Consider the following 24,702-nt stretch of genomic DNA (forward strand, 5'->3'; position numbering starts at 1 on the left):
GGAATCGAACCAGCGACACGCGGATTTTCAATCCGCGCGGGAGCCATGTTTTAAAGGACCCTCAGACCTTATGTTGCATCCTTGTTGCGACTGTTCCGCCACAGCCCATCGATGATCTCTGGCCCTGTCTTTCGTGTTGGATCTTTCAGCCTTCGAGCAAGCCAGCCTAGTTTCTCCCTCGGCTCTCGGCTCAGCACATACCGGTCGCACTGGTGGGCGCTGTCGACGTTTATCATGTTGACGAGCCTTCTCGGCGGAAGTCGCTCTAGCCGGCGAAGGAGATCTACATTGGGGGAGCCGAACCAGGCGACGGTCGGGGAAAGTGGAATTGCCCATAGCGTGTTCGGATCGTTGACCGCAAAATGACGGATCAGCGGCCGGTCGGAGAGGACCAGGGCATCCAGATCGCGTCGAACCATCCATGGCCAACTGACAAGATTGTTCGCCATTTCCTTGTTCATGGTCATGGACTGGACCGAGAGTAGGGCCTGGTCTTCCATTGGATGCCCCGAAAGTCGCTCCCATACGTCCGCGGGCTTTGCGTTTTCGCCCAGCTCCGCCAACTGGGCAACGATCTCTGCATCCTGATTTAGTCCCTCTCTGTAGTGCTCCGTAGCCAAACGGATGAGTTCGGAAACATTGCGAGGACGGCGAGCGTCGAGAGAAAAAAGAAACCCAGAAAATTCAAGCTTCTGCTGCGGTGACAGTCCTGCCCCTGGCTCGTTCAACATGCGCGATACAACCCTTGCGGCGGAGTTGTCGACGTCTCGGAAGAAGGTGGTTTCAATGGCATCCCGGCCGCTGGGGTGATCCGTCTGAAAGGCAAACAAGCCGTCGCCAGCGCCGATCTGATCGAGCCCAGCCGGAAACATCTTGAGAGTGTTGGCGCAACTGTCCCAATAGTAAGCTGGCAACCGCAACTGGCCCTTATCGGTTGTAAACAGCCATCGGCGCATCAGCAGCTTTGGGACGTAGTGATGTCTCACCCGAGAAGCGACCTCTCAGCCGCTTCTAGCTCGTCTTGGTCCTCGCCACGCGGAAATAGATGTGAGTAGGTGTCCATGGTCAAGTTGATCGTGGCATGCCCGAGCCGCTCCTGCACCACCTTCGGCGGAAGGCCCAAACCGCCATCCTGGGGTCGATTGATGCACCAGGAGGCATAGAAGTGTCGGAGGGCGTGCATGCCGGTGTAGCGGGCGGCAAGGATCGACTGGCCATCGGCATCGACCTCGCCAGTCCCCACAGTGACCCCCGCGCGGATCTGGGCCGGCAACAAGCCGCGGTTGATCATGTTGGCGAGGCTCTCGACCTTCCCCTTGCCGTTCGGAAACACCAGATCCAGTTCCTTGATCGGCTGGCCTTCATCATCCTTGCGGCCGGTATCGCGCCGGGGGCACACCAGGCGCCATTCGCGTAGCGTGTTGACCACGATTGGCGGCAACGGGACTTCGCGCTCTCCTGCCTCTGATTTCGGCTGGCCAATGTCATTGAAGCGGTCGGCGCGCTGGCGAACGTGCAGCACCTTCCGGTCAACGTCGACGTCTTCCCAGCGCAGGCCGCGCAACTCGGAGGCGCGGAGACCGGTGAAGATGGCTGTCAGCAGCACCGGGCGCCAACGGCCCCGCAGAGCCCCTACAATGGCTTTGACCTCTGCCGGTGTCGGAATATCCGCCCCAACCCGCAGCTTGCCCTTGGCTCGCTTCTCTGCCCGCCTGTCAGACGATCCGCGTCGCCCCCTCATCTCCCGAACCACGTTTCGCGCCACAAGGCCGCGCTCCTGGGCATCGGCAATGAGCGAGCCGAGGCTAACCACCACCTTGCGCACCATGGCCGGCGAGCGGCCTTCGTCCAGCAACCGTTCCTCGAACTGGCGCAGCGCTGGCAGTGTCAGGGCATTGAGGCGGGTTTCACCGAGGAAGGGCCCGATATGCAGATCGAGGTGTTGCCGGTACTGGTCGACGGTGGAGCGCTCCCGCCCTGCCCTGCTCTTTGCGGCAATCCAGAGGCGGCCGGCCTGGTTGACTGTGGCGCTGGCCGAGTCGGCGACATGGACACCCTCGCGCACCTCAACCGTGGCGGTGGCTGAAAACTGGTCAGCTTCCTTTTTGCGCTCGAAGGTCTTCAAGCGCCGCTTGCCCTGGCTATCGACATAGTCGACCACCCAGGCGGATTTCTCGACCCCCCTACTGGTCCAGGTGCGCTTGCGGACCGACATTAGTGCGTCACCTTTCCGATACGGGCCCGGCCAATTTCTATCAAGCTCTTGCGGGCCTTAAGCAGTGCCACGTCCCTTTCCTCCAGCAGTTCTTGATAGGGGTCGTCTGGCGTTCCGTCCCTGTCGAGAACCGCGCGCAAATCGGAAATTGCGTCGCGCGCTTCGGGCAGCAAGATGTCAGCGATTGACGCTACTTCGTCTATGCGCTGCTTTGCACTCCAGTACGCACTAGAAAGTCGCTCTGCGTATGTGCTGTTGAAATCGTGCCTTACAAGTTCCTGCAGCAGCCACTCTGAATTCACTCGTTGCACCTCCGCCACCGCTGTCAGCAGGTCAAACAGCGCGGCGGTACGGCGCTCCCACAGCTTTTCGGACTTATATCGACCGAGCGCCCAGCGGACGGCTAGCCAAGCCACGGCTATTGCGCCCAAGAACTGCATCGCCATTTTGACGACTTCTCCCCAAAATTGGGGACTGCATAGGAAATCTAACACGGCCATAGCCCCACCACTTCATCCGCGATCAAGTCGAATGCCGGGCGATGCCGCTCCGCTGGTTTGCCGGCAAGGGCCTGTATCGCGAGATCGACCACCTGGTCAGCTATGACCGATTTCGGCCGGCATGATCGCGGTGAGGGCCATGCAGTTGCCTCAAGCGCATCAGCCACACCCCAGATGAAGCCCTCGCACCTCGCACGATCAACCTGGCACATTTCGTGCAGCTCGTTTCCGTTGATGAATGTCATCCGGCTCTGTGCAAAGGCCGGTGTGGCCAAGGCCAGGACAAGCGCCAATGCAGCAACGGCCTCGCGCATGTGCACGCGTATGCGCGTAGCGCGGGAGGGCACCTGTGCGATGCAGGTGCGCTTGCGGACGCTCACTCGTCGGCCTCAGGCGGCTCCACAGTCCACCCTGAATTGCGCAGGTAGCGAACAATGGTCTCCATCTCTGGCTTCAACATGGCTTCGATTACTGTCTCGATCTCCGCAAGCTCCAGCGGTGAGAGCCTTTGTTTCTTGTGACCAGCCGGCCGAAGCTCCTCCCAAGCTTTCACCGCTTTGGCCGCCTCAATAGGGGCGCGCGCCAAGAATGTCAGAGCTTGGTATTTTGCGGCTGCTCTCTCCGAATCCGATGCACTTTCGTCCATGGCCAGAACCAAGCGCTTTATCACGTCTTCGGCGGACCAGCCTTGAGCTTGGGAGAAGGTTTGAGCGAGGCGATCGATAATCTCCGTGTTCATGGAGCGCCCGTTGGCGTCCGCCGTATCACGGATCAGGTCTCGCATATCTGGCGGGAAACGCACCATAAATTGGTCTGCGCCACGCCCCGTCTTTATGGCCACATCATCTCTCCAATGCTGATAGTAGCACTGTAGTACACGCCTCTTGCGGTCAAGCGTATTACGGTGATACGGTTACTACCGTGCTACCAAGAACGGAGAGGCAACAAATTGGCGCGTAGTGATCCCCAAGTGAACATTCGCATCCCGCCTGACATGCGGGAGCGTATCCGTGAGCGAGCGGAAGCAAATCGACGGTCAATGAATTCGGAGATCGTCCACTACCTCGACCGTGCACTGGCGGCCGAAAATGAAAATGGTCCGGCAGCGACTGGCATCGCTCCGGACCAGGAACCCGACCAACCCCGTTGAAGGAATGTGATCAATGCTCACCTGTGAGAATAGCACCGGCGCGCTCAGAGACGCAAGCCGAGAGGATGCCGAACAGCGTTTCATTGAGGCGGTTATCGCCCTTAGAAGGGCCGCACAGGCAATAGACCCATCGATCGATCATTGCGCCGTTTCGCGCATGGTCTGCCCCGGCGAAGTGACAGACGGGATGCCCCGATACGTCATGTTTGAGCGGAAGGCGGTGGCAGCATGAGCCCCATAGAGCGTCGCTATCTCGAAGACCTCATTGAGGCCGCTATCAACCTGCTCGACCAGGACGATGGTGAACCCGACCGAGAGGATGACGGCACCGGTGAACCGTGGCTGGGCTGGACCAAGACCGGGGCCATTGGCAACGGCCTGGACCTCGAAATCAGCATTGTCGAACTCGAGGGGCCAAGCCATGCAGCCTGACCAGCAAACCCCATCCCTCGACCTCGTATGGGGCGCCGACGCCATCGGCAAAGCTATCGGCCGCAGCGAGCGGCAGGCGAAGCACATGTTGAGCCGGGGTGAAATCCCCGGCCGCAAGGTCAATGGGCGCTGGGTGGCGTCCCTGACTCGGCTGAGGGCTTATTTCGAAGGGGAGGCGGACCATGCGGCATAGCCATGCCCGCCCCCGGCGCTATCGCACCCTCTGGCCGCCGGCCGAAGGTATTCGTGTCATGCGAACGCCCTCGCGGCCTGCCTATAGCCCCGAGCGCGCCCGCCTTGCGGTGGCCGTCGCCTTGCGTGATGGCAGGATCGAACGCGGCCCCTGCGAAGTCTGTGAAGCGGCGGAAGGCGTGGAAGCCTACATCGCCAACCCCGCGCAGCCCTTCGCCCTGTCCTGGCGCTGCCCAACCCATATGCCGAGGTAGAGAATGGGCAGGACACGCCGACAGAAGTCGCCGCCTTTCGTGATGTTGCCGCGCTGGGTGGTTCGTTCCCCATCGTGGCGCGAACTCTCACCCAATGCCCGTGCCGTCTATTTCGAGCTCCGGGACCGCTTCAACGGTTCAAACAACGGCATGATCGGGCTGGGCGTGCGGGAGGCGGCCGACGCCATCAACGTTGGCCGCAACGTCGCAAATCGAGCGATCAAGGAACTTCATGATGCTGGCTTTATTGAGCCGGCAACCAAGGGGGCTTTCCGTCAGAATGGGCGCCGGGCGACCGAATGGCTTCTCACCGAACTGCCCGATGATCGAACCGGCCAGGTGGCTCTTAAGACCTTCATGTCGAGGTCAAATCGAAAAATCGTAAGTCCCGCTGGTGGGACACTAAGTCCCGCTGGTGGGACACAAACGGTGAACGAAGCCAGAAAATCGACTTTGCGTCACGCCACAGGGACTGAAAAGCCGAAATCAGCCGATTTAGCGTCCCTCCAGCGGGACACATATAGATCTACCATACCCCCTGTGCAGCGGAGGGCGTCATGATCGACACCGACGAACGGCAGTTGGACCTGTTCGCCAATGCTGGGGGAGAAGGGCTTGCGCAGCGCGCCACCAAAAAGCGCCGTAGCAAGCAAGCCCTTCCTGCACCGGCTCCCGTGCACAAAAACCCTCTTCCTTCCGATGCGCAGCATCGCCTTGGCCGGGACGGAACAATCATTCTCCGGTTCCCCACCGAGGTATGGGCTCCACGCCTGTGGCAGCCACGGGTCGAAAAGGTCAGCAGCTTGCTCCACGAGAGGAAGACCGAGCGCGGCCGGCAGAATCTTTGGACAAGCACGGTCAACACGCTCTTCGCCCAGATGCGCAGCCGCGGTGCCACGCCTGATGAGTGTCAGCAGCAGATCAATGATTTCCATGCCGCAGTGTCGTGGCAGCTCTCCCAGCAACAAAGCGGACCAGGTGCAGCATGAAACCGAAAGCAGACCCCTCGATGATCATTTCGCAGCCACGCATTGCGGTGGTCCATCAAGACCAGATCCAGATCTCGCTGCTTCCTGATGGGGTGTTGCTCCTGACCCAAAAGGACAGCGGCGGAGATGGGGAAGGCACGGTCTACGTCAACGGGCCCAGCAACCTGGACGAGCTGATCAGGTGCCTTTCGGCAGTGCGAAAGGATATGGCGGAAGGCGTAGCGGGCTATTGGGTCGACGTACCCGAGGCGCAGTCATGAAGGCCAAGGCCGAACTGGCAGGTGCGGCATGAGGCGGGGGGTAAGGGAAAACTCCCAGTGCCCACCGGGCAGGACCGGTGGGCAAGTTGCGTTCGCACTGAGATCAAATCCAAACACAAAAGTTCGGCCCTCCCCCATAGGGGGAGACTTGTCACGAAGCGAGCACTGAGGTGCGGTGGTGACCAGTTCAGCGGAACGGCAGCGCCGGCATCGGCAGCGACAGCGCCAGGGCAAGCGCGTCATGACAGTCGAGGTGGACGTGGCCCATGTCGAGGCGGTGCTGTCTGAGGCCGGGCATTTGCCGCCCGCAGGCACCGACGACCCGGAAACCTTGCGCCGGGCGCTGGAGCGCGCAATCGACGGCTGGCAGGTGGTCAAGGTGTGACGCGTAACGCCACGGCTTTTCCGAACGTGGCATGATTCGACCAACATCAATTCGGAGATACCAGCATTGAAAGCCCTCTTGAGCGTGGCGGATCGCTATTCCGTCGATAGTGCCGGCATTGCCCAGATCGCCCGCGTGAAGGGCCTGGCGGCCGATGGCCAAGGCGATACCCAAACCATCGCTGCTAGCATGGCCTCGGACCGCGTGCAGCGGTTTCTGAAGGCGGCCGTTGGCGGCATTGGCACGGACGAAACCGCGCTGGTGGATCAGAGCGTCATCGTTGGCGCCTTTGTCGAGCTGATGAAGCGTGACAGCGTGTTCTATGCCCTCTTGGCGGACGGCATGGTCCGCTTGCCACTGCGCACCTGGGTCGAAATGCTTGCCATGCAGGCGACCGGCTGGATCGTGGGAGAAGGCCAGCCAATCCCCGTCACCAGCGCTGGTTTCGATCGGACCTATCTGGAGCCCATCAAAGCCGCCTCACTCGCCGTGGTAACCCGGGAACTGCTCAAGGCGGGCAGTGCCGAGGCGATCTTGACCAGAGCGCTGCGCCTGGCTGTTGGCGCGGCCGTCGACACCGAGTTCTTCGCCCATGCGATTGACGGTGACACGACTGCCATTCCATCGACCGGTGGCGATCTCGATAGCATCGCAGCGGACCTGAAAGCACTGCTCGACGCAGTCGCGCCGACCACGGCAAGCCGCTTGGTGCTGGCCATCGATCCTCCGATCCAGAGGGCGGCATCAATGGTGCTCAACTTGGCGGGCGGCTTCGCCTTCCCCGACTTGACCCCAACCGGTGGCACCATCAAGGGCATTCCGGCCATGCCGTCCAGTTCCATCGGCGCTGGCAAGGTAGCGCTGCTCGATGCATCTCGGTTTGCAGGCCAGAGCGAAAACATCGACATCGACGCCAGCGGCCAGGCCACCGTCGAAATGCTCGACGCGGCGCTTCAGCAAAACGCAATCACCGGCGCCGGCGCTGCGCAAGTCAGCATGTTCCAGACGGGAGCTGTGGCGCTTAAGGCGGTGGCCATGTTCGGCGTTCATCGCCTCGAGAATAGCGCCTCGGCCGTTGTCACTGGCGCCACCTGGGGCGGCGCATACTCGGGGAGCTGACATCATGGACCGCGCCTACAGCCTCTTGACCGTCAAGGCGGTGGACGAAGAAGCCCGCACCATTGAGGGCTGGGCAACGACGCCCAGCGTGGACCGTGTGGGCGACATTATCGAGCCGTTGGGCGTGAAGTTCAAAAACCCGTCCCCGCTGCTTTGGATGCATCGCCATGACCAGCCCGTGGGCACGGTGAATTTCCAGCGGCCGACCAAGGAAGGCGTCAAGTTTACAGCCCAATTGCCGAAGGTCACCGACGCCGGCACGTTCCGAGACCGCGTGGACGAGGCATGGCATTCGGTGCGCGCTGGTGTGGTGCGCGCCGTGTCCATCGGCTTCCGTGCCCTGGACGGAGCCGTAGAGGCCCTGCCAGGCGGCGGAGCCCGGTTCAAGAGGGTCGAGGTGCTGGAGCTGTCCCTAGTCAGCGTCCCGGCCAACCAGGACGCCACCATCACGGCCGTGAAGTTCTACGACGAGAAAGGCGAACGGCCAGAGGCGCCTGTTCATGGTGGAGTGGCGTACCCCCGCGACCTTCCTCCTGAAACCCGGGATCTGATCATGACGGGTTATGTCGAACAGAGGATGGCGGACTTTCGACAGAAGGTCGGCGCCGGCACAAAGCAGCCCGCGACCATGGAGCTCCTGATGCACCAGCAATTCACCGTGGCTCTGCACATGCGCTGGCAGGGAGAACGCATTGCGGAGCTTGAGCGGAGGCTGGGCCTATGAACACGCGCCATGTTGCTCATGGTGGCGCGCAAGCCGGGGCGGCCGAAGATCGAGCCGGGCGCCCCGGCAATATTCTCTACGCCCTCACGCCAGAACAGTTTGACCTGATGGGCAAGGTGAGCGCCGAAGCAGTGGCCGAATTCATGATTTTCCACCAGCGCAAACCCGATCAGGCGGAACTGCGGTGGATCGTCCATCACATCGCCCGCGCCATCCTGGCGCCTGATGCGCCCAGCTACCGGGTGCAATGATGGGGGGCGGGGCGGGCGAAAGTCTGGAAGCCCCTCGCTTTCCGGACCCACGGCGGCCTCATCCGCAGAATCTGCGCGCGCGGTTGGAATAAATTGGAAACCCCTACCGAAACCCCGACCGGAATCTGAAATGCCATACAAACCAACGGGTATGAAGGCAGGGCGACCCAAGAAAACCCCTACCAAAACCCCGACGCCCAAGCTGGCACCGGTGGAGCCGGTCGAGATCGATCCGCGCGCTGTCCTGGCAGAGATCGCCGCTGACAAGGAAGCGCCCGCTGGCGCCCGCGTCCAGGCCGCCAAGGCGCTGATGGGGCGGCCAGGTCAGCCCCCAGCCCAACCAGACGACGAACCGCCCATGGACGAGGTGACGCGCCGCGCCCTGGCAATCATGCAGAGATCAGGAAGGCCAAACTGATGACCCAAGCCGAAGACCGAATCGTCATTCTCGAAACCTACCGTGGTGTCGGCATCCATGATCAGCAGCCCCGAGAGCGCATCGAGGGGGTGGTGAAACCCGCCATCGATCGCGTTCTGGGCATTGGCGACGTCAAGCGCCTGGCGGACTATGCCGCCGATACCGGCAACCCGCCCGAGGCTCGCTTGCTGGCATCAGCCAGGGTCGAGGCTATGTGGGAGCTGGCGGCCGAAAGTCGGGAGCTACGACCGGACATTGACCTAGCAGTGGTCAAGGCAAGCGTGGCGGGACTGCAAAGCATGCGGTGGCGGAGCTCGCAATACTACGGGAGCCTGCTCGACAGGCGTGACGGGCCTGGTCAGCGCCGGCAGGTCCCTCGGACTTAGTTTTGCTCTTCAGGTGACGGGAGTGCGGCCGGCATTTCTGGCCGTGATTTTCTGGCTGCCTGCTTCGCCCCGTCAATCTTTAGAATTCGGGCCAGTTTCTCTTGTCGAGTGTGCCTCGCCACATACCACTCGTCAAAAAGCATTTCTATTAGGTCGATCAAGGCCTGCGCTTCCCCGGCGTCCACATCGACAATAACGTTGATGTCGGACTCCATGTGCGCGCCGATGTTGCCGATTTTCCGGATCGCATGAATGGCAGCGATAGTCTCTTCTTCAACGCCTTTTGGGGCGGTACCGTCTTTGAGCCGGGCTTCTAAGGTCGTGATCTCTGTAAACAGGTTCTTTTCCACAATTCCACAGAAGTCGTGGAGCATTCCCTGCAGAGCGCGGCGAGAGAGGGTTGCCGACGCCTTTGGGCTGTCCGCCAGTATTAGGCAAGCTTCCTCGTAGTCTTCCCTTATTGGGGAGGGGATGTACTCCGGCTGAGGCTTCGCACTTGAGCGAGGGGCTAGTCGCACGCGCACGATTTCTCCCGTACTTTTGTAGCCAGTCCCCGCGCCTCCCACGTAGCTCACTGCGTTGAGCGACACGTCTAGGGTTACCAGATTGCAGTCATCGTTCACGCAGCGGATTGCCGTGTGCCACAAGCCGACGGTGCCGTGAACGGTCTTACCTATGCGGAGCGGATCGACGTACCGGCTCATATTGTCGGCGGAAAGTATCTGGCGGTAGCCGCAAAAAGGGCAAGTCCATTGCGCGTCGTTGGCCATGTGTCCTCACATCTTCGGGGCATTATGCGCCATGCCGTTCATGTCGCGCCCTTGTCGCGTGGCGCTGCCGTACGATAGCGGACGTTGCTGGATTCTCAATGACTTAGCTGAACGCAACATGCGCGACATGAAACGCGGCACACTCAGCCGAGATGCTTGTTCAAGTCACTGATTTTATTGAGAAAATTGTGGTGCCCAGAGCCGGAATCGAACCAGCGACACGCGGATTTTCAATCCGCTGCTCTACCAACTGAGCTATCTGGGCATCGGGCGAATGCGGCTGGGCCGCGAGCCACGGGCCTTATAGGGGATGGGTTTTTGCCGCGCAAGCGGGAAAAGGCGGTGTGGAAAACCGGCCTCCCTTCGGCGCCGTATTACTCCTCGCCATCCCCATCTTCATCGGGTGTCTGGTCCCGAGCGGGGATTGCATAACCACCCGTCAGCCAGCGATGCAGGTCGATGTCGGCGCAGCGCTTCGAACAAAAGGGCTTGTACTGGCTGTCTGCGGGTTTGCCACAAATCGGACAGGTCTTGCCGGGAAGAGGCACCATCAGACGCCCGAACTGCTCGACTGGTTGAGCCAGTTGAAGTGAACCGGGTAGCCTTCACCCGCCAGCAGTTGTGCGGTTTCGTGCAGCGGCAGTCCGACGACACCTGAATAGGAGCCGACGAGCTTGACCACAAACGCGCCGGCAATGCCCTGGATGGCATACCCCCCCGCCTTGTCCCGCCACTCGGCGCTGGCAAGATAGGCTTCCATTTCCCTGGTCGAGAGACGCTTGAAGCGAATGCGCGTCTCCACCATCCGGTGGCGCTTGGCTCCCGAAGCGGTGAGCAGGGTCACGCCGGTGTACACCCGATGCGTGCGACCCGACAGCATGCGCAGGCAGTCGGTGGCCTCTTCCATGGTTTCGGCTTTGGGCAAGACCCGCCGCCCTACGGCGACAACCGTATCTGCCCCCAGGACCATGGCATTTGCGCCAAAGCCGGCGATGCGCGCCTTGTGCTGGGCTGTCAGGGCCTTGAGGTCGGCGAGGCGCGCAGCAAGCTTGCGCGGCAATTCGCCTTTTTCCGGGGTTTCATCGACGTGAGCCGGCACCAGATGCTCGGGTTCTACACCGATCTGGTTGAGCAGGGCGAGCCGGCGCGGCGAAGCCGAGGCCAGAATAAGGTCCGGACGGCTGGCGGCCATGGGATTACTTGAAACGGTAGGTGATGCGACCCTTGGTCAGGTCGTAGGGGGTCATTTCGCACAGCACCTTGTCGCCGGCGAGGACGCGGATGCGGTTCTTGCGCATGCGGCCGGCGGTGTGGGCGATGATCTCGTGATCGTTTTCAAGCTTGACCCGAAAGGTCGCGTTGGGAAGCAATTCCGTCACCACGCCCGGAAATTCGAGCACTTCTTCCTTGGCCATACTGTCTCCTGAGAAGCCCCGCGCTCAGGTATCTGGCACGCCGGGGCTGAAAAATCGCGCGGAACCTACTGCAATTCAGCGGCTTTGTGAACCACCGGAAACCAGCGGCTCCAAACGCTCGCGCACGCGACGCTCCAACGTGTCGCGCAGATTGCGATAGGCTTCGCTGACAAGATCGCGATTGCCCTCCACGATCGAGGGATCCTCGACCTGCCAATGCTCGATAGCGCCTGCTTCGAGATCCTTGCGGGCCACGGCGCCGGGAGCATCGTCGGAAAGGGTGACAACGAGATCGAAGTGATTGGCAACCAGTTCGTCCAAGATATGGGGCGTATGCACGCTCATATCAACGCCCACCTCCTCCATCACCTCATGTACGAAACTGTCGGCCTTGCCACCATTCACCCCGACCGAGCGCGCGATGATCCGCCCTGGAAAGGCCTTGCGGGCCAGGGCGGCGGCCATGGGCGAACGCACCGAATTCATCGAGCAGACGAACAGCACTGTGGGCAACTTGCTGGTCGCCTCGTCGATGCGCGAGGCGTAGGGCTGGACGGCGCAGATGAGGGTGAACAGGCGGCGCGCGGTGTTGAGATCGATGATCAGCTTGTTCTCGAGCCGGGTGCGCAGAAGCTCGGCGGCCTCGTTGTGCATGCCGCGCCGCGCCATGTCGACGGTTTCGATCTGGAAGGGCTGGGCAGATCGGATGGCCTCGTAATAGGCATCGCGAATCCGGAAATAGTCTCGGATGAGGCGGCGGAACGGGGTCAGCGACAGATAATGCGCGGCGATCGGCTTGAACGTCTCCGGGTCCCGCACGTCGAGCAGAATCGAATTCCCGATGATCGAGACGTGCAGAGCAAAGGGCCCCTCCGCGCTGACCCTCGCGGGTCGGAAGGAGTTGTCCTCGAGCAGATCGTAGATGGCAATGCGCCACTCATGCACCTCGTCGGGATTGATGGAGGTGATGGTGTTGGGATCGAGCGTGACGGTAACCAGCCGATCCTTCTCACTGGGTGGCGTGGCGCGGGCCATGCGTCACCGGTTGAGCCGGATGGAAATGGATCGCCCGTGCCCGTCAAGGCCTTCGACATTGGCAATAGTGACGGCCGCCTCGGCTAAAGCCGCCAGGGACGATGGGTCACAGCCGAGGATCGACGTGCGCTTCATGAAATCGAGCACACCCAAGCCGGACGCGAAGCGCGCTGACCGCGCGGTGGGTAGGACGTGGTTGGAGCCGCCGACATAATCGCCGATCGCTTCCGGCGTATGGTGCCCAAGGAATATCGCGCCCGCGTGCCGGATCGCGGAAAGCAGCGCCTGGGGGTCATCCACGGCCAGTTCCACGTGCTCGGAAGCAATCCGGTTGGCCAGGGTGGTGGCAGTGTCCAGGCTGTCCACTGTGATGATGGCGCCGAACTCCTCCCAGCCCTCGCGCGCCAGTGCTTCCTTGGGGAGAAGCGCCAGCTGGCGATCAACCTCGCGATCGACGGCATCGGCGAGGCGCTGATCGGTGGTGATCAAAATGGATTGCGCGCCGCCACCATGCTCGGCCTGCGCGATGAGATCAGCGGCGACCCATGCGGGATTGGCCGAGGCATCGGCAATGACAAGCACTTCCGATGGGCCCGCGATCATGTCGATACCGACCTGCCCGAATACCTGTCGCTTGGCGGCAGCAACGAAAGCGTTGCCCGGACCCACGACCTTATCCACCCGCGCGATGGTCGGGGTACCATAGGCCAGGGCCGCCACCGCCTGCGCGCCGCCGACGCGATAGATTTCGGTGACCCCGGCGATCTGCGCCGCGGCCAGGATAGCCGGATTGATCTCGCCTTTGGGCGTGGGCACCACCATGGCGATGCGCGACACCCCGGCGACCTTGGCCGGAACGGCATTCATCAACACCGAGGAGGGGTAGGACGCGAGGCCACCCGGCACGTATATGCCGACGGCGTCCACTGCGGTCCAGCGCGAGCCGAGGATGACACCGAGCGCGTCGGTATAGACCTGATCCTGCGGCTTTTGCTTTTCATGGTGGGCGCGGATGCGATCATGCGCCGTCTGCAATGCAGCGCGTACCGTCTGCGGCACGGACGCGGCACCCCGAGCGATGCTCTCGGGGGTCAACCGGAGGGTTTCGGCCGAGACCCCAGCCTGGTCAAAGCGGTTCGTGAGTTCCACCAGCGCTGCGTCGCCGCGTTCTCTTACGTCAGCAATGATCGCGGCCACGATGTCGCCGACATCCTGGCTTGCTTCACGCTTGCCGGAAAGCAGGGCTGTGAAGCGCGTTTCGAAGTCGGCCTCTGCGCTGTCGAGACGAATGGGCATGATCCTAGTCCAGAGCGTGTTGCGGCTTGCCTGAGGCAGCCCAGGCGGCGCCCAGGTCGGACAGCCGTGCTTCGACATAGTCGACGGCAAGACGGACGGTACCGCCGCCGGCAAAACGGAGTTCAATCGTGCCGGATGGCGCCTCCGAGGGTTCGAAGTGAATGTTCAGCAATTCGAGCACGCCTTCGGGCGAGGCAGGATCAAACCCGGCGTAGCGCACAGCCTCCACAGCATCGAAATGCATCGCTGCGCGCTTGCGCAGGCCTCTTCCCCGCGGCAGTTCGGCTGTCCAATCGAACCGGTTCATCAAAAGCGCGAAGCGCCGGTCGCCCCGCGCGTAGCCCATGTCCGACACACGCACGACGGCATCCTGCACATGAGCGGACACGACTTCTAGGTCTTCAGCATCCAGCGCAAGAAGCTTGAGATCGGTCATGAGAGGCCCCTCATTGTTCATGCCGCCTATGTCGGCAATAGGGGTTCGATCTACAAGGTTTTGATACGCGGGGGCAATGCGTCGTGTTGCACGGGGAGCGCATCTCCAGAAGCGCCCTGCCCGTCCCGCGCCCTGCAGATTCGTTCTCTCGGGAGGGAGTGGGCAAAGAGGCGTGCCGTTGGGAAGGCCTCCACCCAAGCGCCCAGTCGGTGTACCAAAGCCGCCCTAGCGGAGCGGCCTTGGTCCTCGAGCTGCGCCTCAGCCGGCGACGCGTTCGATTTCAGCGCCACAGCGAGAGAGTTTCTCCTCCAGCCGCTCGAAGCCACGGTCGAGGTGGTAGATGCGGTTGACCACAGTCTCGCCTTTGGCCGCAAGGCCGGCAATGACGAGCGACACCGAGGCCCGAAGATCGGTAGCCATGACCTGGGCCCCCTTCAGCTGGGGCTTGCCGCGGACAGTCGCCACCTGGCCGTCGACCGCGATGTCGGCGCCAAAGCGGGCGAGTTCAGCCACGTGCATATAGCGGTTCTCGAAGATGGTTTCGCGAATGCGGCTTGTTCCCGTGCTCATGGTCATCAGGGCCATGAACTGGGCCTGCAGATCGGTCGGAAAGCCGGGGAACGGATCGGTATCGACATCGACGGGCTGGATGCCATTGCCATTGCGCCGCACGCGCAGCCCATGCGCCTCCGTGGTCAGCTCGACACCGGCCTTCTCCAGGACGTCTAGGGCAGCCTGCAGGTGTTCGGGCCGCGCACCGCGCAAGAGAACATCGCCTCCGGTCATGGCCGCTGCCATGGCAAAAGTGCCCGTCTCGATGCGGTCCGGGATGACCTCCACGGTCGCGCCGTGCAGCTTTTCCACGCCCTCGATGGTCAGCGTCTGGGTGCCGATGCCGGAGATGCGCGCCCCCATGGCGACCAGACACTCGGCCACGTTGCTGATTTCGGGCTCCTGCGCTGCGTTCTCGATGATGGTCGTGCCGCGTGCAAGCGTCGCCGCCATCAGGATGGTATGCGTCGCGCCAACCGAGACCTTGGGGAACCGTACGGTGGCACCCACGAGGCCACCTTTGGGCGCGCGGGCGACAACGTAGCCGTCATCGATGTCGATTTCCGCGCCAAGTGCCTTGAGGCCATGAAGAAACAGGTCCACCGGCCGTGTGCCGATGGCGCAGCCGCCAGGCAGCGACACGCGCGCCTCGTGGCAGCGTGCCAGAAGCGGCCCGATAACCCAGAAACTGGCCCGCATCTTCGAGACAAGCTCATAGGGGGCCGTGGTGTCGACGATCTCTCCAGCGGTGAACGTCATCCGCTGCCCGACGCCCTCCGCCTCGCCCCGGCGACGGCCATGCACGGCGATGTCCACGCCGTGATTCTCCAGGATGCGTTCGAGTTGCTTGACATCGGCCAGGCGCGGCACGTTTGTCAGCACCAGCGGCTCGGCCGTCAGCAGCGAGGCGATCATAAGCGGCAAGGCGGCGTTCTTCGCGCCGGAGATGGGGATTTCACCCCGAAGCTCGTTGCCGCCGATCAGTCGAATGCGATCCATGAAGAGTTTCCTCTTGTCGGGCCCGGAAGGGGTCCCATTACCTGTGGGGGGAGGTAAGCGAGGTCTTCGTTGCCACGTAAGCCAGACCAGCCGCGCTCAGCGAATGTGTGACGTCTCCAATACGCCCGAAAATGGTTTACGGTTTCTTGTCCGCGTCCGTTTCGGGGGCTGGATCCTCATGCCGGGCTGAGCGAGCCCGGGCCTGAGTCTTCCGGCGCTTGAGGTTCTCGCGCAGCTTTGCGGCCAATCTTTGCTCGCGTTGCAGCGCCTGTTCCGACTTGTCCATCGGTACCCTTGCCATCGAGTCGTCGAGGCGGTGATAGTGGTTTTTTGGCCTTGCGTCGAGTGAGGCACTATGGCAAAGGACCCGCGTCGCCACGCCGGTCCGCCGAGCCCCGCGAATTGCTGCCGTAGCTCAGTGGTAGAGCACTCCCTTGGTAAGGGAGAGGCCGTGAGTTCAATCCTCACCGGCAGCACCATTTTTTCCCTTCTTTCATCTGCCCTTGCCCAACTGAGCTCGGCTCGGTCCATGCTGGCGCATGTCGCACGCTTTTTGGAACTGGGGATGAGGTGAGGAGTTGGCTATCGGGGATACCGGGAGAAGCCTGATCCGGGATCGGTAGTGATGAGGCTGGCGGCAGCAACGTTGTCATGCCGATAGGGACGATTTGGTGGCATCGCGGATGGTTGGCTATCCAAAAGGCTGCCCGCAGGTCTTTAAGCTCGAGCCCAGGATGGGAATGGATACAGCGTCAGCCTTTTCGTTCGCCTCCAGCTATTGTGGCTTTCCTCCCACCCCCAGCACGATCTGGGGGCGGTGGAATTTCGATCCAGTGCTACTTGCCGTCCTCGCCGCCGCTGCGTTGGCCGCCGGACTGCTGCTGCGGGGAGACCGCGTTCGGCTCGTTTGGGCGACGTTGGCTTGGTTTTTGGCAGTAGTGCTGTTCGTGTCCCCGGTCTGCGCTCTTTCCGTGGCGCTGTTCTCGGTGCGGGTAACGCACCACATGATCCTCATGGTCATTCTGGCGCCGCTCGTGGTGCTGGCGCTGCCGCGGCACTGGGGAAGGCGCGCGCCGCTCTTGCCCGCCCTGGTCGTTTCCACAGCACTGCTCTGGCTCTGGCACCTGCCGCTCGCCTATGCATCCGCATTCGAGCATCCGGCGCTTTATTGGGCGATGCAGGCGTCTTTGTCCGGCTCTGCCGTGTGGCTCTGGCTCGGCATTCTGCGCAACCCGCGAACGGGGGTTGCAAGTCTTACGGCTCTGGCCAGCGCCATGCAGATGGGCTTTCTCGGGGCGCTGCTGGTCTTCGCCCCTGAGCCGATTTACTGGCCGCACTTCGGACAGACGCTGGCTTTCGGGATGAGCCCCCTTGAGGACCAGCAACTGGCCGGGCTCATCATGTGGGTACCGGCGAACATACCCCTGCTCTTCGTGGTGCTTTGGCGACTGGTATCGGTGCTGCGCCTCGAGGGCGAGCCAGCGCGATGATGCTCATATGGCTCAAATTTGTGCATGTAGGGGCGGTTGCCCTCTGGTCTGCGGGACTAATCGCCCTGCCCTTCCTTTTCGCACAACGGGGGCAACTGGCCGGGCACCCGCTGTTTCGCATCCACGCGTTCACTCGATCTCTTTATGTGGCCGTAACGTCCCCGGCCGCCTTTGTGGCAATCGGCAGTGGTACTGCGCTCATTCTGGCGCAGGAAACCTACGGCAACTGGTTCGCGGCAAAGCTCGCGATGGTGGCCGCCATGACCGGGATCCATATCTTTGCAGGGCTGATGATCCTGCGCCTGTTCGAGCCGGGTGGAACCTATCCTGGGTGGCGCTTGCACGTGATGGTGCCGCTGACGCTGCTCGTGGTGGGCACCATCCTGTTGCTGGTGCTCGGCAAGCCACGCCTTGACGTACCGAGCGAACTGATGGGGATGTTCCGTCCTGGCGCGCTGGGGGACTTCGCGAGGCCGGTCATTGACGGGTGGAAATGATGAGGCCAACGCCGTGATCGAACACCAGCTTTCCTCCATGCCAGCCAGCGAACCCCGCCGCCATCGTGCTCAGCAGGGAGAGCGCGAGACCGGACGGCAAGACCTGATCGGGCATATGGATCCTGAGACCCGCATTGGCCGCCGTGATGGCCAGGAGCACCATGGCGGCCACGGCGTGGTTCCAACTGGCCACACGGACGCGGATGCCCGGGACGGCGAGCAGCTCCAGCGTACCGGCAAGGGCCGCCACGACCCCGAAGATGAAGGCGAAGGCGGCGGCCCAAGTGCCAACCTCGAGCCAGAAAGTGTCGCCGGTCCACCAGTAGAAGAGATCGGTGCCCAACGTGCTCACGACCAAAGCGATGGGGAAGTGGACCAGCATCGCGTGAACCGGATGACCTGCCACGGCGATGGCGGAGCCAATATCCTTTTCGGCCACGGCACGCATGACGGGATTGGGGTGATCCGGCCGCGCCTCGGGCTGGTGCCCCTCCTCGGCCTGGAGCTCCTGGTCTTCAGCATCCTTGGTCTGGTCCGACATTGGCACTGGCCCCTCGCGCGTTCAGCTGTCGTCTTGGCAACGCCGGTCCTGCTGGCCGGTTGCACCGGAGAGCTTTCCGCGCTCGATCCGGCAGGGCCGCGAGCGGCTAACCTTGCGCTCCTGTGGTGGGTCATGCTTGCCGGCGCAGCAGTGTTGACGGCCCTGGTTCTGGCGCTTTTGACAATGGCTTACCTTCGGCCCCACCGCCTGGCCGGGGTGACGGCTGGCCAATGGATCGTAGGAGGCGGACTGATCCTGCCCATCCCCATACTCATGCTGTTGACAGGGACAGCCCTCGTTCTGGGGGAGCAACTCCTGCCAAGGGGAGAGGTCGCCTATCGTGCCGAGGCGAGGGCAGAACAGTGGGCGTGGCGCTTCTCCTATCCCGACGTGCCGGGGCTCCCGGTAAGCGAGACGCTGCACATCCCGGCGGGCGAGCCTGTCGACATAGCGGTGACCAGCGCCGACGTGATCCACGCCTTTTGGGTGCCGCGACTTGGCGGAAAGATCGATGCCATTCCTGGCCACCGCAACGTAATTCGCCTGCAGGCCGATGAGCCGGGGATCTACCGGGGCATCTGCGCCGAGTTCTGCGGCCCGGGGCACGAGACAATGCAGTTCCGGGTGGAGGCGCATGACCTGGAGACGTTCAAATCGATGATGGCGGGGGCCGCACCATGACCGAGCCGGCTGTCGTTTCGCCCGTCAGGCTGCACAAGGAGCTTGATGCCATCTGGAGGACGCCGCCCGGGTGGGGGAGGCTTTCGAGCGTCAATCATACGGTGCTGGGAAAGCGTTTCATGGTGCTTGCCCTCACCTTCTTCGCCATCGGCGGGCTGCTGTCCATGCTGATCCGGGCGCAACTGGCAACGCCCGAGAGCGGTTTCCTTGAGCCTGCGCTCTATAATCAGATCTTCACCATGCATGGCGTGGTGATGATGTTCCTTTTCGCCATCCCCATGTTCGAGGGCTTCGCGATCTACATGCTGCCCAAGATGCTGGGCGCGCGGGACATGGCGTTCCCCCGGCTGACTGCCTACGGGTTCTGGTGCTACCTTTTCGGCGGCATGATCCTGATCGCGGCGCTGCTGTTCGGCGCCGCGCCGAACGGCGGCTGGTTCATGTATACCCCGCTATCCTCCCGGCCATATTCGCCCGGCATCAATGCCGATGTCTGGTTGCTCGGCATCACCTTCGTCGAAATATCGGCCGTCACCGCCGCGATCGAAATCCTGGTGTCTATCCTCAAGCTGCGTGCGCCTGGCATGAGCCTGACCCGGATGCCAATCATCGCCTGGTACATGCTGGTGACGTCGGGCATGATGGTGCTCGGGTTTCCACCGCTGATCCTGGGATCAATCCTTCTCGAACTCGAGCGGGCGTTCAACCTGCCATTCTTCGACCCGACGCGGGGCGGAGACCCTTTGCTCTGGCAGCATCTTTTCTGGCTGTTCGGCCATCCCGAGGTGTACATCATTTTCCTGCCCGCGGCGGGAGCGCTCTCCACCATCATTCCGGTGTTCGCGCAGCGTCCGATCCTGGGCTACCGCGCCATCATTGCCGCGATTGTTGCGCTCGGCTTTCTCTCGTTCGGGCTCTGGGTGCACCACATGTTCATGGTGGGCATTCCGCACATGGCGCTGGCCTTCTTCTCTGCCGCCAGCGCCCTCGTGGCCATTCCGACGGCGGTGCAGATATTTGCCTGGATCGGCACACTGGCCTCGGGTCGACCCCGCTGGGATATCCCGATGCTTTACGTCATCGGCTTCTTCGTCGTCTTTGTCATAGGCGGCATGACCGGGGTCATGCTGGCCATGGTGCCCTTCAATACCCAGGCCCATGATAGTTATTTCGTCGTGGCGCACCTTCACTATGTGCTGGTGGGCGGTTTCGTGTTCCCCATGCTCGCGGCGCTCTACCATTGGCTGCCGCACATCACGGGGCGGCAAAGCGTTTATCGGTTGTCGGTGCCGGCATTCTGGCTGATCTTCATCGGCTTCAACATGACCTTTTTTCTGATGCACCTGACCGGGCTCATGGGCATGCCCCGGCGCATCTCGAGCTATCCGTCCAACTGGGGGTGGGACTGGCTCAACCTCCTCTCGTCGGTCGGTGGATTTGTGCTGACGATCGGTTTTGCCATGGTGCTGGCCGACATCCTGATGCAACTGCGCTTCGGCGAACGCTTCGGCCGAGACCCCTGGAAAGCGCAGACCCTAGAATGGGCAACGGCGACGCCGCCGCCAAGTTACGCATTCGCGTCCATACCTCACATCGAGAGCCGCGCCGATCAGATCGATCCCGCCGCGCTGGGGTCTCGCCTCGCGGGAGGTGAGGGATACCTGGGCTTTGCGCGCGCGAACAGGCAGGAAACACTGGCCGTCGACATGGTGACGGGCGCCGTCGAGCATGTCGTCGTCCTCCCGCGCCGCACGCTCCTGCCGCTCTGGACGGCGCTGGCAACGGGGGCGTTTTTCCTCTGCCTGCTGTTCCGCCTCTATGCCCTTGCGCCGTTGGCCCTCTTGGGCACGCTGGGCCTGTTTCTCCTCTGGCCGGGCAGCCTGGGGGAAACGGCAGACCAGGGACCGTTGCCAATCGGCCGCGGCCAAAGCGCGCCGCTCGATGCGGAGGCATCGAATAATGTGACGGTTCTGGCTAGCCGGACTGCGCTCGTCACGAATGCAACACTTTACAGCTCGCTCCTCTTCGGCGGCCTGTTCCTCCTTGTGGTCGCCCCGAACTGGAGCTCGGCGCCAGAGACCGCCGTCTCTTGGGCGATGCTGCTGGCCGGCGTCGGGGCTGCGGCGGTGGGCGGGGTTGCGGCACTGGTCGGGGACCGCAACAACAGTGGTGGGCGAGCCCCGGGCCCCGCTCTCTGGATGACAGTGGCTGCACAAATTGCGGCTATGGTCTTGCTGGGCGCGACCGCCTTCCTTCTGGCTGATCCCACGCAACACGCCCGCATCGCCATCGTCTTTGCCGTCTTGGCCTATTGTGCCCTGCATGCCGGGATCGGAGCAGTGCTTTCGGGAGCCACGCTTTTTCGGCTGGCTCGCGGGCATGTGTCGCAAAATCGTGGGACAGCCCCCAGGATCGTGGCTCTTTGGAACGGCTTTGCGGCGGCGACGGCCGTGGCGGGCGCGGCCTTGATCGCCGTCCTGGATACGGCAGGAGCTGTCGCATGAGACAGGGCGACAAGATCGCGCTCATAAGCCTTGTTGCCGGCTTTACCGTCTGGTCCGTCGGCTTTGTCGCGCTATATGGTCTGCAGGCCCTTGGCTGCGCCTATGGATGGCCGACGCACAGGGCCGTGCTGATCCTGGCCTATGGCATCCTCGTCGCCGTATTGGCCGTTCCCGCCTTCTGGCCGCTCCGGTCGGACGGCGAAGCTTCCGCGACACTCAGCGTCGCCGCACTCTGGGCCAACCGGGCTGCCCTGGGTGCCGGCGTTCTGGTGTTTCTGCCGGTTACCTTCACCAGCACTTGCGTCTAGTTGGGTGCATCCAGCGCTGCGCGCAGCGCTGCCACGTTCCTCGCGCTGGTCCTCCTGCGGGTTTGGCTGGAAAACCCCAGGCGTTCAGCGGCTGGACTGGAGGGGTCGGCAAGAACAGAGGCCGATCCGTGCACGGCGCTGAGCGGCAGGGTTCGCCGCAGGACACCTATGATCTGGGGCGCCAATCCGGAGCCGGGCATGATCGTGATGCGCCCGGCGGCATAGTCTACGACGCGGGTGAGGTTATCGAGTCCCTCAAGGCAGGTAGGCATGCCACCTGAGGTGAGGATGGTGTCGAACCCCAAATCCACCGCCATTTCAACGGCATCGCGGAAATCCGGGACAAGATCGAAGGCGCGGTGCAAGGTTCGCCCAAGACCGCCCGCCCGGCCGCAGAGACGCTCGAGAAGCCTCCGATCGAGGCGCCCATCTTCAAGGCTGGCCCCTAGGACCACGCCGCCAAGTCCTGACTCCAGTGCCATGTCGATGTCGCCGAGCATCGCGTCGGCTTCGAGAGGGGAGAAGACGAAGTCACCGGGGCGATGGCGGATCATGGCGCGTGAGGGGACACCCGCTGCTCCCGCTAGAGACACGAGGCCGGGCGATGGCGTAAGGCCGCCCAATTCGAGCGCTGCGCACAGCTCGATGCGATCGGCGCCACCGTCGATGGCTGCGCCCAGGCCGTCCGCGTCATCAACGCAGATTTCGAGCAGCGGGCGCGTCATGTGACCCTCGCCAGAAGAGCCGCGCCGACGAGGCCGGGATCGCCCTGCAAGCCTGCGGGCACCACCAGCGGGCGATCAAGCCGGCGCAGGATTCTTTGCCGCACAGCGTGGTCGAGGCGCTCGACCAGTGGCCGAACCGTGCCAAGGCCCCCGCCAACGGGGATGACATCGGGGCCGATGATGTTCACCACCAGCGCCAGAGGATCTGCCATGAGCTCGATTTGCACCTCTACAGAACGCGCCTCTTGCTCGCCGCCCGCAAGCCATCCCGCGATGATTTCGGTGCTGGCGGTGTGCTTCCCCCAAATGTGGAGGTGGATGCGTTCCAGCCCTCTTGCGCCTCCGATAGTATCGACACACCCCACCTGACCGCAGCCACACGATAGGCGTGGAATGGAAAGGGGCGGGGTGCCAACCGATGTCGCAGCGATGGGACCGTGCCCCCATTCTCCTGCCAAGCCCCCCGCTCCGGCGTGCAGACGGCCATCGACGACAATGCCGCCACCAACGCCGGTGCCCAGGATCGCCCCGAAAACCACCCGATATCCCCGCCCTGCGCCGGCCAAAGCTTCGGCGAGGACAAAGCAGTCCGCATCGTTCGCCACGAATACGAGCCTCCTCAGGCGATGTTCCAGGTGAGGCGCCAAAGCGAGACCATCGATGCAGGGAATATTGGCGCACGTCACCACCTGCGACACTGGATCGACGACGCCGGTGACAGAGATGGCAAGCGGGGCGCTTGCAGACGCGCCTCCGGCGAGCACCTGCCGCTCGATCGCAGTGCAGAACGCCTCAAGATCGTCGAGTGGCGTCTTCACCCGTCCTAGGGGCGCCAGGTCCGTCGGGTGTGTAGGATCGGCTGTCGCGGCCTTGATCGTCGAGCCGCCGATATCAAAGCAGGTCATCATCGTCGCCGGCCCCTCTCGTCACTCCATGGTGGTAGGGAAAGGGACGTGGGTCGGCAAGAGCATAGGTGCCAAAAGAAGGCCGGCGCCTGACGGAGACGCCGACCAATACTCGCGCGTGGATGTCGGATCAGATCCAGTACGGTGTCACGCCGTAATAGTCATATACGCGGCGACCGTTCTCGGCCGTCCAGAAATCATCGCTTTCGCGCTCGTAACGCGGAGCACCTTCGAGCTGATCCTTCGAAACATCGACACGATAGCCGCCCAGGCTCTCATCATATTCAAGCTTGGACCAGGGAAGCGGATAGTGCTCCTGGCCCATGCCGAGAAAGCCGCCAAAGCTGAGCACGGCGTAGGACACCTTGCCGCCGCGCTTTTCGACCAGAATGCGCTCGATGGAGCCGATTTGCTCACCCGAAAGATCAAAGACCTTGGTGCCTTCCACCTTGTCGGAGGCGATCAGGTCGTGCGTCTCCGTGACGTCCGGATTAGCATTGCGTGCGTCGTCATAGGCCATTGCGACCTCCTTTTCTTGACGGTGTGACGACCAACGTCTCCCCGGCACTTCAGTTTCGCTGTCCAATGATTGTGATCTGCCGCGAGGTGCCATGGCGCGAGGCGGAACTTGCAGGCGCGGGCGCGCATTGAGTTCCCAAAGGGGCTTCGTCCCCAGAGCACAGGAGAACTTCAATGGTCTTCGATAGCCTAAAGCAGCGCATGGGCGGGAGGGACAACCTCACGCCGATGCAGGTTGCCCAGCACCCGTTGTTCACCGCGCGCGAAAAGATCGACCTCCTGCATCAGATCAAGGCGGAGGTCACCGGCAAGGACGTCAACGCCGACGATCTGGGCTTCGAGCCGGAAGAGGTCGACAACGCCATCGCCTATGTGCGGGAGGGCGTCGAAAGCGGCGTCGGCACGGAAACGGTCCTCAAGGGAGATTACTGATGGCCGCCCCTCGTAACATCCAAGCACCCGAAGTTGCGAAGGTGGATACCCTCGTGGACGAGAATGGGTCCCAGATCGACGTGCCGGACGGGTCAGGTATCAAGGTGGCGGGCGAACACGAACCCAGTGTCGGCGCAACAGGCCCTACCAACTGGTGGCTCTATGGTCTGGTCGCACTTGCGATTCTCATCGCGGTACTGTTCGTCCTGCAGATGCTCAACGGTGCGCCGAGCACCGAGATGCAGACGGGGACACCCACTTCTGCGCCGGTCGAACAGCAACTCGACCAAACCAACGCCCAATAGAAAAGGCGCACCCCATG

General features: G+C 62.6%; 37 protein-coding genes, 2 tRNA genes and 1 pseudogene. 20 read left to right on the forward strand and 20 right to left on the reverse strand.

What is annotated here, in order from left to right:
* Positions 1-68: 68 nt before the first annotated feature.
* From IC608_RS09070 to IC608_RS09090, 5 genes are all read right to left on the reverse strand, one after another.
* Positions 69-986 (reverse strand): DUF4238 domain-containing protein, encoded by a 918-nt coding sequence (locus tag IC608_RS09070; RefSeq protein ID WP_345890873.1) that lies wholly within the window; start codon positions 984-986, stop codon positions 69-71.
* Positions 983-2,215, reverse strand: a complete 1,233-nt coding sequence (locus tag IC608_RS09075; protein WP_191774691.1) for a tyrosine-type recombinase/integrase — start codon at positions 2,213-2,215, stop codon at positions 983-985. The genes IC608_RS09070 and IC608_RS09075 overlap by 4 nt, the downstream gene beginning before the upstream one ends.
* Positions 2,215-2,661 carry a hypothetical protein gene (locus IC608_RS09080; RefSeq protein WP_191774693.1) on the reverse strand — a complete coding sequence of 149 codons (447 nt, stop codon included), beginning with the start codon at positions 2,659-2,661 and terminating at the stop codon, positions 2,215-2,217. Before IC608_RS09080 ends, IC608_RS09075 begins: the two co-directional genes overlap by 1 nt.
* A 41-nt stretch (positions 2,662-2,702) precedes the next feature.
* Positions 2,703-3,029: a Rap1a/Tai family immunity protein gene (locus tag IC608_RS18565; RefSeq protein WP_191774695.1), complete on the reverse strand. Its 327-nt coding sequence runs from the start codon at positions 3,027-3,029 to the stop codon at positions 2,703-2,705.
* Positions 3,030-3,091: 62 nt separating this feature from the next.
* Positions 3,092-3,556 carry an Arc family DNA-binding protein gene (locus IC608_RS09090; protein ID WP_210316280.1) on the reverse strand — a complete coding sequence of 155 codons (465 nt, stop codon included), beginning with the start codon at positions 3,554-3,556 and terminating at the stop codon, positions 3,092-3,094.
* A gap of 63 nt (positions 3,557-3,619) precedes the next feature.
* Between IC608_RS09090 and IC608_RS18570 the strand changes: the two genes are divergently transcribed.
* Complete coding sequence (locus IC608_RS18570; protein ID WP_428054910.1) at positions 3,620-3,865, forward strand: Arc family DNA-binding protein; 246 nt, start codon at positions 3,620-3,622, stop codon at positions 3,863-3,865.
* Between the two features lie 138 nt (positions 3,866-4,003).
* Here the strand turns inward: IC608_RS18570 and IC608_RS09100 are convergent, their stop codons facing one another.
* The gene (locus IC608_RS09100) at positions 4,004-4,288 is read right to left on the reverse strand and encodes a hypothetical protein (protein WP_191774697.1); all 285 of its coding nucleotides are present in this window, start codon (positions 4,286-4,288) and stop codon (positions 4,004-4,006) included.
* On the opposite strand from IC608_RS09100, the gene IC608_RS09105 reads away from it, so the two are divergent.
* The 11 genes from IC608_RS09105 (at position 4,287) to IC608_RS09155 (ending at position 9,275) form a co-directional block, all read left to right on the forward strand.
* Complete coding sequence (locus IC608_RS09105) at positions 4,287-4,490, forward strand: DNA-binding protein (protein WP_191774699.1); 204 nt, start codon at positions 4,287-4,289, stop codon at positions 4,488-4,490. The two genes, IC608_RS09100 and IC608_RS09105, sit on opposite strands and share 2 nt — an antisense overlap.
* Complete coding sequence (locus IC608_RS09110) at positions 4,480-4,743, forward strand: hypothetical protein (RefSeq protein ID WP_191774700.1); 264 nt, start codon at positions 4,480-4,482, stop codon at positions 4,741-4,743. Before IC608_RS09105 ends, IC608_RS09110 begins: the two co-directional genes overlap by 11 nt.
* A gap of 3 nt (positions 4,744-4,746) precedes the next feature.
* Positions 4,747-5,304, forward strand: a complete 558-nt coding sequence (locus tag IC608_RS09115) for a helix-turn-helix domain-containing protein (protein ID WP_191774702.1) — start codon at positions 4,747-4,749, stop codon at positions 5,302-5,304.
* The gene (locus IC608_RS09120; protein ID WP_191774705.1) at positions 5,301-5,732 is read left to right on the forward strand and encodes a DUF6074 family protein; all 432 of its coding nucleotides are present in this window, start codon (positions 5,301-5,303) and stop codon (positions 5,730-5,732) included. Before IC608_RS09115 ends, IC608_RS09120 begins: the two co-directional genes overlap by 4 nt.
* A complete protein-coding gene (locus IC608_RS09125) occupies positions 5,729-5,992 on the forward strand; it encodes a hypothetical protein (protein ID WP_191774706.1) in 264 nt (87 codons plus the stop codon). Before IC608_RS09120 ends, IC608_RS09125 begins: the two co-directional genes overlap by 4 nt.
* A 178-nt stretch (positions 5,993-6,170) precedes the next feature.
* Positions 6,171-6,377, forward strand: coding sequence for a hypothetical protein (locus tag IC608_RS09130; RefSeq protein WP_191774708.1), 207 nt, complete (start codon positions 6,171-6,173; stop codon positions 6,375-6,377).
* Positions 6,378-6,443: 66 nt separating this feature from the next.
* Positions 6,444-7,496, forward strand: a complete 1,053-nt coding sequence (locus IC608_RS09135) for a hypothetical protein (RefSeq protein WP_191774711.1) — start codon at positions 6,444-6,446, stop codon at positions 7,494-7,496.
* A 4-nt stretch (positions 7,497-7,500) separates the two neighbouring features.
* Positions 7,501-8,220 carry an HK97 family phage prohead protease gene (locus tag IC608_RS09140; RefSeq protein WP_191774713.1) on the forward strand — a complete coding sequence of 240 codons (720 nt, stop codon included), beginning with the start codon at positions 7,501-7,503 and terminating at the stop codon, positions 8,218-8,220.
* Entirely contained in the window at positions 8,217-8,471 is a 255-nt protein-coding gene (locus tag IC608_RS09145; RefSeq protein WP_191774715.1) for a hypothetical protein, read from the forward strand. The genes IC608_RS09140 and IC608_RS09145 overlap by 4 nt, the downstream gene beginning before the upstream one ends.
* Before the next feature lie 130 nt (positions 8,472-8,601).
* Positions 8,602-8,889 (forward strand): hypothetical protein, encoded by a 288-nt coding sequence (locus IC608_RS09150; RefSeq protein WP_191774717.1) that lies wholly within the window; start codon positions 8,602-8,604, stop codon positions 8,887-8,889.
* Entirely contained in the window at positions 8,889-9,275 is a 387-nt protein-coding gene (locus IC608_RS09155; RefSeq protein WP_191774719.1) for a hypothetical protein, read from the forward strand. The genes IC608_RS09150 and IC608_RS09155 overlap by 1 nt, the downstream gene beginning before the upstream one ends.
* Here the strand turns inward: IC608_RS09155 and IC608_RS09160 are convergent.
* The 10 genes and pseudogenes from IC608_RS09160 to murA all read right to left on the reverse strand — a co-directional run bounded on the left by IC608_RS09160 (position 9,272) and on the right by murA (position 15,778).
* Positions 9,272-10,045 (reverse strand): DUF4145 domain-containing protein, encoded by a 774-nt coding sequence (locus IC608_RS09160; protein WP_210316282.1) that lies wholly within the window; start codon positions 10,043-10,045, stop codon positions 9,272-9,274. The genes IC608_RS09155 and IC608_RS09160 overlap by 4 nt on opposite strands.
* Before the next feature lie 189 nt (positions 10,046-10,234).
* Positions 10,235-10,310, reverse strand: a tRNA-Phe gene (locus IC608_RS09165).
* 109 nt (positions 10,311-10,419) lie between these two features.
* A complete protein-coding gene (gene yacG, locus IC608_RS09170; RefSeq protein ID WP_191774721.1) occupies positions 10,420-10,596 on the reverse strand; it encodes a DNA gyrase inhibitor YacG in 177 nt (58 codons plus the stop codon).
* Positions 10,596-11,237, reverse strand: coding sequence for a Maf family nucleotide pyrophosphatase (locus tag IC608_RS09175; RefSeq protein WP_191774723.1), 642 nt, complete (start codon positions 11,235-11,237; stop codon positions 10,596-10,598). The genes yacG and IC608_RS09175 overlap by 1 nt, the downstream gene beginning before the upstream one ends.
* A 4-nt stretch (positions 11,238-11,241) precedes the next feature.
* Positions 11,242-11,460: a translation initiation factor IF-1 gene (infA, locus tag IC608_RS09180; protein WP_046103343.1), complete on the reverse strand. Its 219-nt coding sequence runs from the start codon at positions 11,458-11,460 to the stop codon at positions 11,242-11,244.
* Positions 11,461-11,535: 75 nt separating this feature from the next.
* Positions 11,536-11,964: an arsenate reductase ArsC gene (locus IC608_RS18080; RefSeq protein ID WP_345890885.1), complete on the reverse strand. Its 429-nt coding sequence runs from the start codon at positions 11,962-11,964 to the stop codon at positions 11,536-11,538.
* 57 nt (positions 11,965-12,021) lie between these two features.
* A pseudogene (locus tag IC608_RS18085) lies at positions 12,022-12,495 on the reverse strand (UPF0262 family protein); the annotation flags it as partial.
* Positions 12,496-12,498: 3 nt separating this feature from the next.
* Complete coding sequence (gene hisD, locus IC608_RS09190; protein ID WP_191774726.1) at positions 12,499-13,791, reverse strand: histidinol dehydrogenase; 1,293 nt, start codon at positions 13,789-13,791, stop codon at positions 12,499-12,501.
* Between the two features lie 4 nt (positions 13,792-13,795).
* Positions 13,796-14,227 carry a DUF2948 family protein gene (locus IC608_RS09195; protein ID WP_191774727.1) on the reverse strand — a complete coding sequence of 144 codons (432 nt, stop codon included), beginning with the start codon at positions 14,225-14,227 and terminating at the stop codon, positions 13,796-13,798.
* Positions 14,228-14,485: 258 nt separating this feature from the next.
* Entirely contained in the window at positions 14,486-15,778 is a 1,293-nt protein-coding gene (murA, locus tag IC608_RS09200) for a UDP-N-acetylglucosamine 1-carboxyvinyltransferase (RefSeq protein ID WP_191774728.1), read from the reverse strand.
* 404 nt (positions 15,779-16,182) lie between these two features.
* Here murA and IC608_RS09205 point away from each other — a divergent pair.
* The 3 genes from IC608_RS09205 (at position 16,183) to IC608_RS09215 (ending at position 17,765) form a co-directional block, all read left to right on the forward strand.
* Positions 16,183-16,257: transfer RNA gene (locus IC608_RS09205), tRNA-Thr, on the forward strand.
* 261 nt (positions 16,258-16,518) lie between these two features.
* Positions 16,519-17,268 (forward strand): cytochrome c oxidase assembly protein, encoded by a 750-nt coding sequence (locus IC608_RS09210; RefSeq protein ID WP_191774729.1) that lies wholly within the window; start codon positions 16,519-16,521, stop codon positions 17,266-17,268.
* Complete coding sequence (locus IC608_RS09215; RefSeq protein WP_191774730.1) at positions 17,265-17,765, forward strand: CopD family protein; 501 nt, start codon at positions 17,265-17,267, stop codon at positions 17,763-17,765. The genes IC608_RS09210 and IC608_RS09215 overlap by 4 nt, the downstream gene beginning before the upstream one ends.
* On the opposite strand, the gene IC608_RS09220 is transcribed toward IC608_RS09215, so the two are convergent.
* The gene (locus IC608_RS09220; protein WP_191774732.1) at positions 17,746-18,213 is read right to left on the reverse strand and encodes a DUF2231 domain-containing protein; all 468 of its coding nucleotides are present in this window, start codon (positions 18,211-18,213) and stop codon (positions 17,746-17,748) included. The genes IC608_RS09215 and IC608_RS09220 overlap by 20 nt on opposite strands.
* A 126-nt stretch (positions 18,214-18,339) precedes the next feature.
* On the opposite strand from IC608_RS09220, the gene coxB reads away from it, so the two are divergent.
* The 3 genes from coxB to IC608_RS09235 are packed head-to-tail and all read left to right on the forward strand — an operon-like array spanning position 18,340 to position 21,799.
* Positions 18,340-18,987, forward strand: a complete 648-nt coding sequence (gene coxB, locus IC608_RS09225; protein WP_248306273.1) for a cytochrome c oxidase subunit II — start codon at positions 18,340-18,342, stop codon at positions 18,985-18,987.
* Positions 18,984-21,491 carry a cytochrome c oxidase subunit I gene (ctaD, locus tag IC608_RS09230; protein ID WP_191774734.1) on the forward strand — a complete coding sequence of 836 codons (2,508 nt, stop codon included), beginning with the start codon at positions 18,984-18,986 and terminating at the stop codon, positions 21,489-21,491. Before coxB ends, ctaD begins: the two co-directional genes overlap by 4 nt.
* Positions 21,488-21,799, forward strand: a complete 312-nt coding sequence (locus IC608_RS09235) for a hypothetical protein (RefSeq protein ID WP_191774737.1) — start codon at positions 21,488-21,490, stop codon at positions 21,797-21,799. The genes ctaD and IC608_RS09235 overlap by 4 nt, the downstream gene beginning before the upstream one ends.
* On the opposite strand, the gene IC608_RS09240 is transcribed toward IC608_RS09235, so the two are convergent.
* From IC608_RS09240 to IC608_RS09250, 3 genes are all read right to left on the reverse strand, one after another.
* Positions 21,796-22,524, reverse strand: coding sequence for a copper homeostasis protein CutC (locus tag IC608_RS09240; RefSeq protein WP_191774738.1), 729 nt, complete (start codon positions 22,522-22,524; stop codon positions 21,796-21,798). The two genes, IC608_RS09235 and IC608_RS09240, sit on opposite strands and share 4 nt — an antisense overlap.
* Positions 22,521-23,432, reverse strand: coding sequence for an ROK family protein (locus tag IC608_RS09245; protein WP_191774740.1), 912 nt, complete (start codon positions 23,430-23,432; stop codon positions 22,521-22,523). Before IC608_RS09245 ends, IC608_RS09240 begins: the two co-directional genes overlap by 4 nt.
* A gap of 127 nt (positions 23,433-23,559) precedes the next feature.
* On the reverse strand, positions 23,560-23,949 hold the full coding sequence (locus tag IC608_RS09250) for a PRC-barrel domain-containing protein (protein WP_191774742.1): 390 nt from the start codon (positions 23,947-23,949) through the stop codon (positions 23,560-23,562).
* A 173-nt stretch (positions 23,950-24,122) separates the two neighbouring features.
* On the opposite strand from IC608_RS09250, the gene IC608_RS09255 reads away from it, so the two are divergent.
* Together IC608_RS09255 and IC608_RS09260 are read left to right on the forward strand one after the other, a co-directional pair.
* On the forward strand, positions 24,123-24,380 hold the full coding sequence (locus IC608_RS09255) for a hypothetical protein (protein WP_191774744.1): 258 nt from the start codon (positions 24,123-24,125) through the stop codon (positions 24,378-24,380).
* Positions 24,380-24,685, forward strand: coding sequence for a hypothetical protein (locus tag IC608_RS09260; RefSeq protein WP_191774746.1), 306 nt, complete (start codon positions 24,380-24,382; stop codon positions 24,683-24,685). Before IC608_RS09255 ends, IC608_RS09260 begins: the two co-directional genes overlap by 1 nt.
* The last annotated feature ends 17 nt before the right edge of the window (positions 24,686-24,702 follow it).

Source organism: Devosia oryzisoli (assembly GCF_014837245.1).
Classification (GTDB): Bacteria; Pseudomonadota; Alphaproteobacteria; order Rhizobiales; family Devosiaceae; genus Devosia; species Devosia oryzisoli.

Bases quoted from the DNA above. Each gene is read 5' to 3' on its own strand.
- IC608_RS09100 (WP_191774697.1), bottom strand. From the start codon at position 4,288: ATGGCTTGGCCCCTCGAGTTCGACAATGCTGATTTCGAGGTCCAGGCC.
- IC608_RS09260 (WP_191774746.1), top strand. From the start codon at position 24,380: ATGGCCGCCCCTCGTAACATCCAAGCACCCGAAGTTGCGAAGGTGGAT.
- IC608_RS09245 (WP_191774740.1), bottom strand. From the start codon at position 23,432: ATGATGACCTGCTTTGATATCGGCGGCTCGACGATCAAGGCCGCGACA.
- IC608_RS09250 (WP_191774742.1), bottom strand. From the start codon at position 23,949: ATGGCCTATGACGACGCACGCAATGCTAATCCGGACGTCACGGAGACG.
- IC608_RS09210 (WP_191774729.1), top strand. From the start codon at position 16,519: ATGGATACAGCGTCAGCCTTTTCGTTCGCCTCCAGCTATTGTGGCTTT.
- IC608_RS09255 (WP_191774744.1), top strand. From the start codon at position 24,123: ATGGTCTTCGATAGCCTAAAGCAGCGCATGGGCGGGAGGGACAACCTC.
- IC608_RS09220 (WP_191774732.1), bottom strand. From the start codon at position 18,213: ATGCGTGCCGTGGCCGAAAAGGATATTGGCTCCGCCATCGCCGTGGCA.
- infA (WP_046103343.1), bottom strand. From the start codon at position 11,460: ATGGCCAAGGAAGAAGTGCTCGAATTTCCGGGCGTGGTGACGGAATTG.
- IC608_RS09080 (WP_191774693.1), bottom strand. From the start codon at position 2,661: ATGGCGATGCAGTTCTTGGGCGCAATAGCCGTGGCTTGGCTAGCCGTC.
- IC608_RS09115 (WP_191774702.1), top strand. From the start codon at position 4,747: ATGGGCAGGACACGCCGACAGAAGTCGCCGCCTTTCGTGATGTTGCCG.
- ctaD (WP_191774734.1), top strand. From the start codon at position 18,984: ATGACCGAGCCGGCTGTCGTTTCGCCCGTCAGGCTGCACAAGGAGCTT.
- IC608_RS09140 (WP_191774713.1), top strand. From the start codon at position 7,501: ATGGACCGCGCCTACAGCCTCTTGACCGTCAAGGCGGTGGACGAAGAA.
- IC608_RS09155 (WP_191774719.1), top strand. From the start codon at position 8,889: ATGACCCAAGCCGAAGACCGAATCGTCATTCTCGAAACCTACCGTGGT.
- yacG (WP_191774721.1), bottom strand. From the start codon at position 10,596: ATGGTGCCTCTTCCCGGCAAGACCTGTCCGATTTGTGGCAAACCCGCA.
- IC608_RS09175 (WP_191774723.1), bottom strand. From the start codon at position 11,237: ATGGCCGCCAGCCGTCCGGACCTTATTCTGGCCTCGGCTTCGCCGCGC.
- IC608_RS09125 (WP_191774706.1), top strand. From the start codon at position 5,729: ATGAAACCGAAAGCAGACCCCTCGATGATCATTTCGCAGCCACGCATT.
- IC608_RS09235 (WP_191774737.1), top strand. From the start codon at position 21,488: ATGAGACAGGGCGACAAGATCGCGCTCATAAGCCTTGTTGCCGGCTTT.
- IC608_RS09215 (WP_191774730.1), top strand. From the start codon at position 17,265: ATGATGCTCATATGGCTCAAATTTGTGCATGTAGGGGCGGTTGCCCTC.
- murA (WP_191774728.1), bottom strand. From the start codon at position 15,778: ATGGATCGCATTCGACTGATCGGCGGCAACGAGCTTCGGGGTGAAATC.
- IC608_RS09145 (WP_191774715.1), top strand. From the start codon at position 8,217: ATGAACACGCGCCATGTTGCTCATGGTGGCGCGCAAGCCGGGGCGGCC.
- IC608_RS09150 (WP_191774717.1), top strand. From the start codon at position 8,602: ATGCCATACAAACCAACGGGTATGAAGGCAGGGCGACCCAAGAAAACC.
- IC608_RS09195 (WP_191774727.1), bottom strand. From the start codon at position 14,227: ATGACCGATCTCAAGCTTCTTGCGCTGGATGCTGAAGACCTAGAAGTC.
- hisD (WP_191774726.1), bottom strand. From the start codon at position 13,791: ATGCCCATTCGTCTCGACAGCGCAGAGGCCGACTTCGAAACGCGCTTC.
- IC608_RS09105 (WP_191774699.1), top strand. From the start codon at position 4,287: ATGCAGCCTGACCAGCAAACCCCATCCCTCGACCTCGTATGGGGCGCC.
- IC608_RS09240 (WP_191774738.1), bottom strand. From the start codon at position 22,524: ATGACGCGCCCGCTGCTCGAAATCTGCGTTGATGACGCGGACGGCCTG.
- IC608_RS09110 (WP_191774700.1), top strand. From the start codon at position 4,480: ATGCGGCATAGCCATGCCCGCCCCCGGCGCTATCGCACCCTCTGGCCG.
- IC608_RS09075 (WP_191774691.1), bottom strand. From the start codon at position 2,215: ATGTCGGTCCGCAAGCGCACCTGGACCAGTAGGGGGGTCGAGAAATCC.
- IC608_RS09160 (WP_210316282.1), bottom strand. From the start codon at position 10,045: ATGGCCAACGACGCGCAATGGACTTGCCCTTTTTGCGGCTACCGCCAG.
- IC608_RS18565 (WP_191774695.1), bottom strand. From the start codon at position 3,029: ATGCGCGAGGCCGTTGCTGCATTGGCGCTTGTCCTGGCCTTGGCCACA.
- IC608_RS09120 (WP_191774705.1), top strand. From the start codon at position 5,301: ATGATCGACACCGACGAACGGCAGTTGGACCTGTTCGCCAATGCTGGG.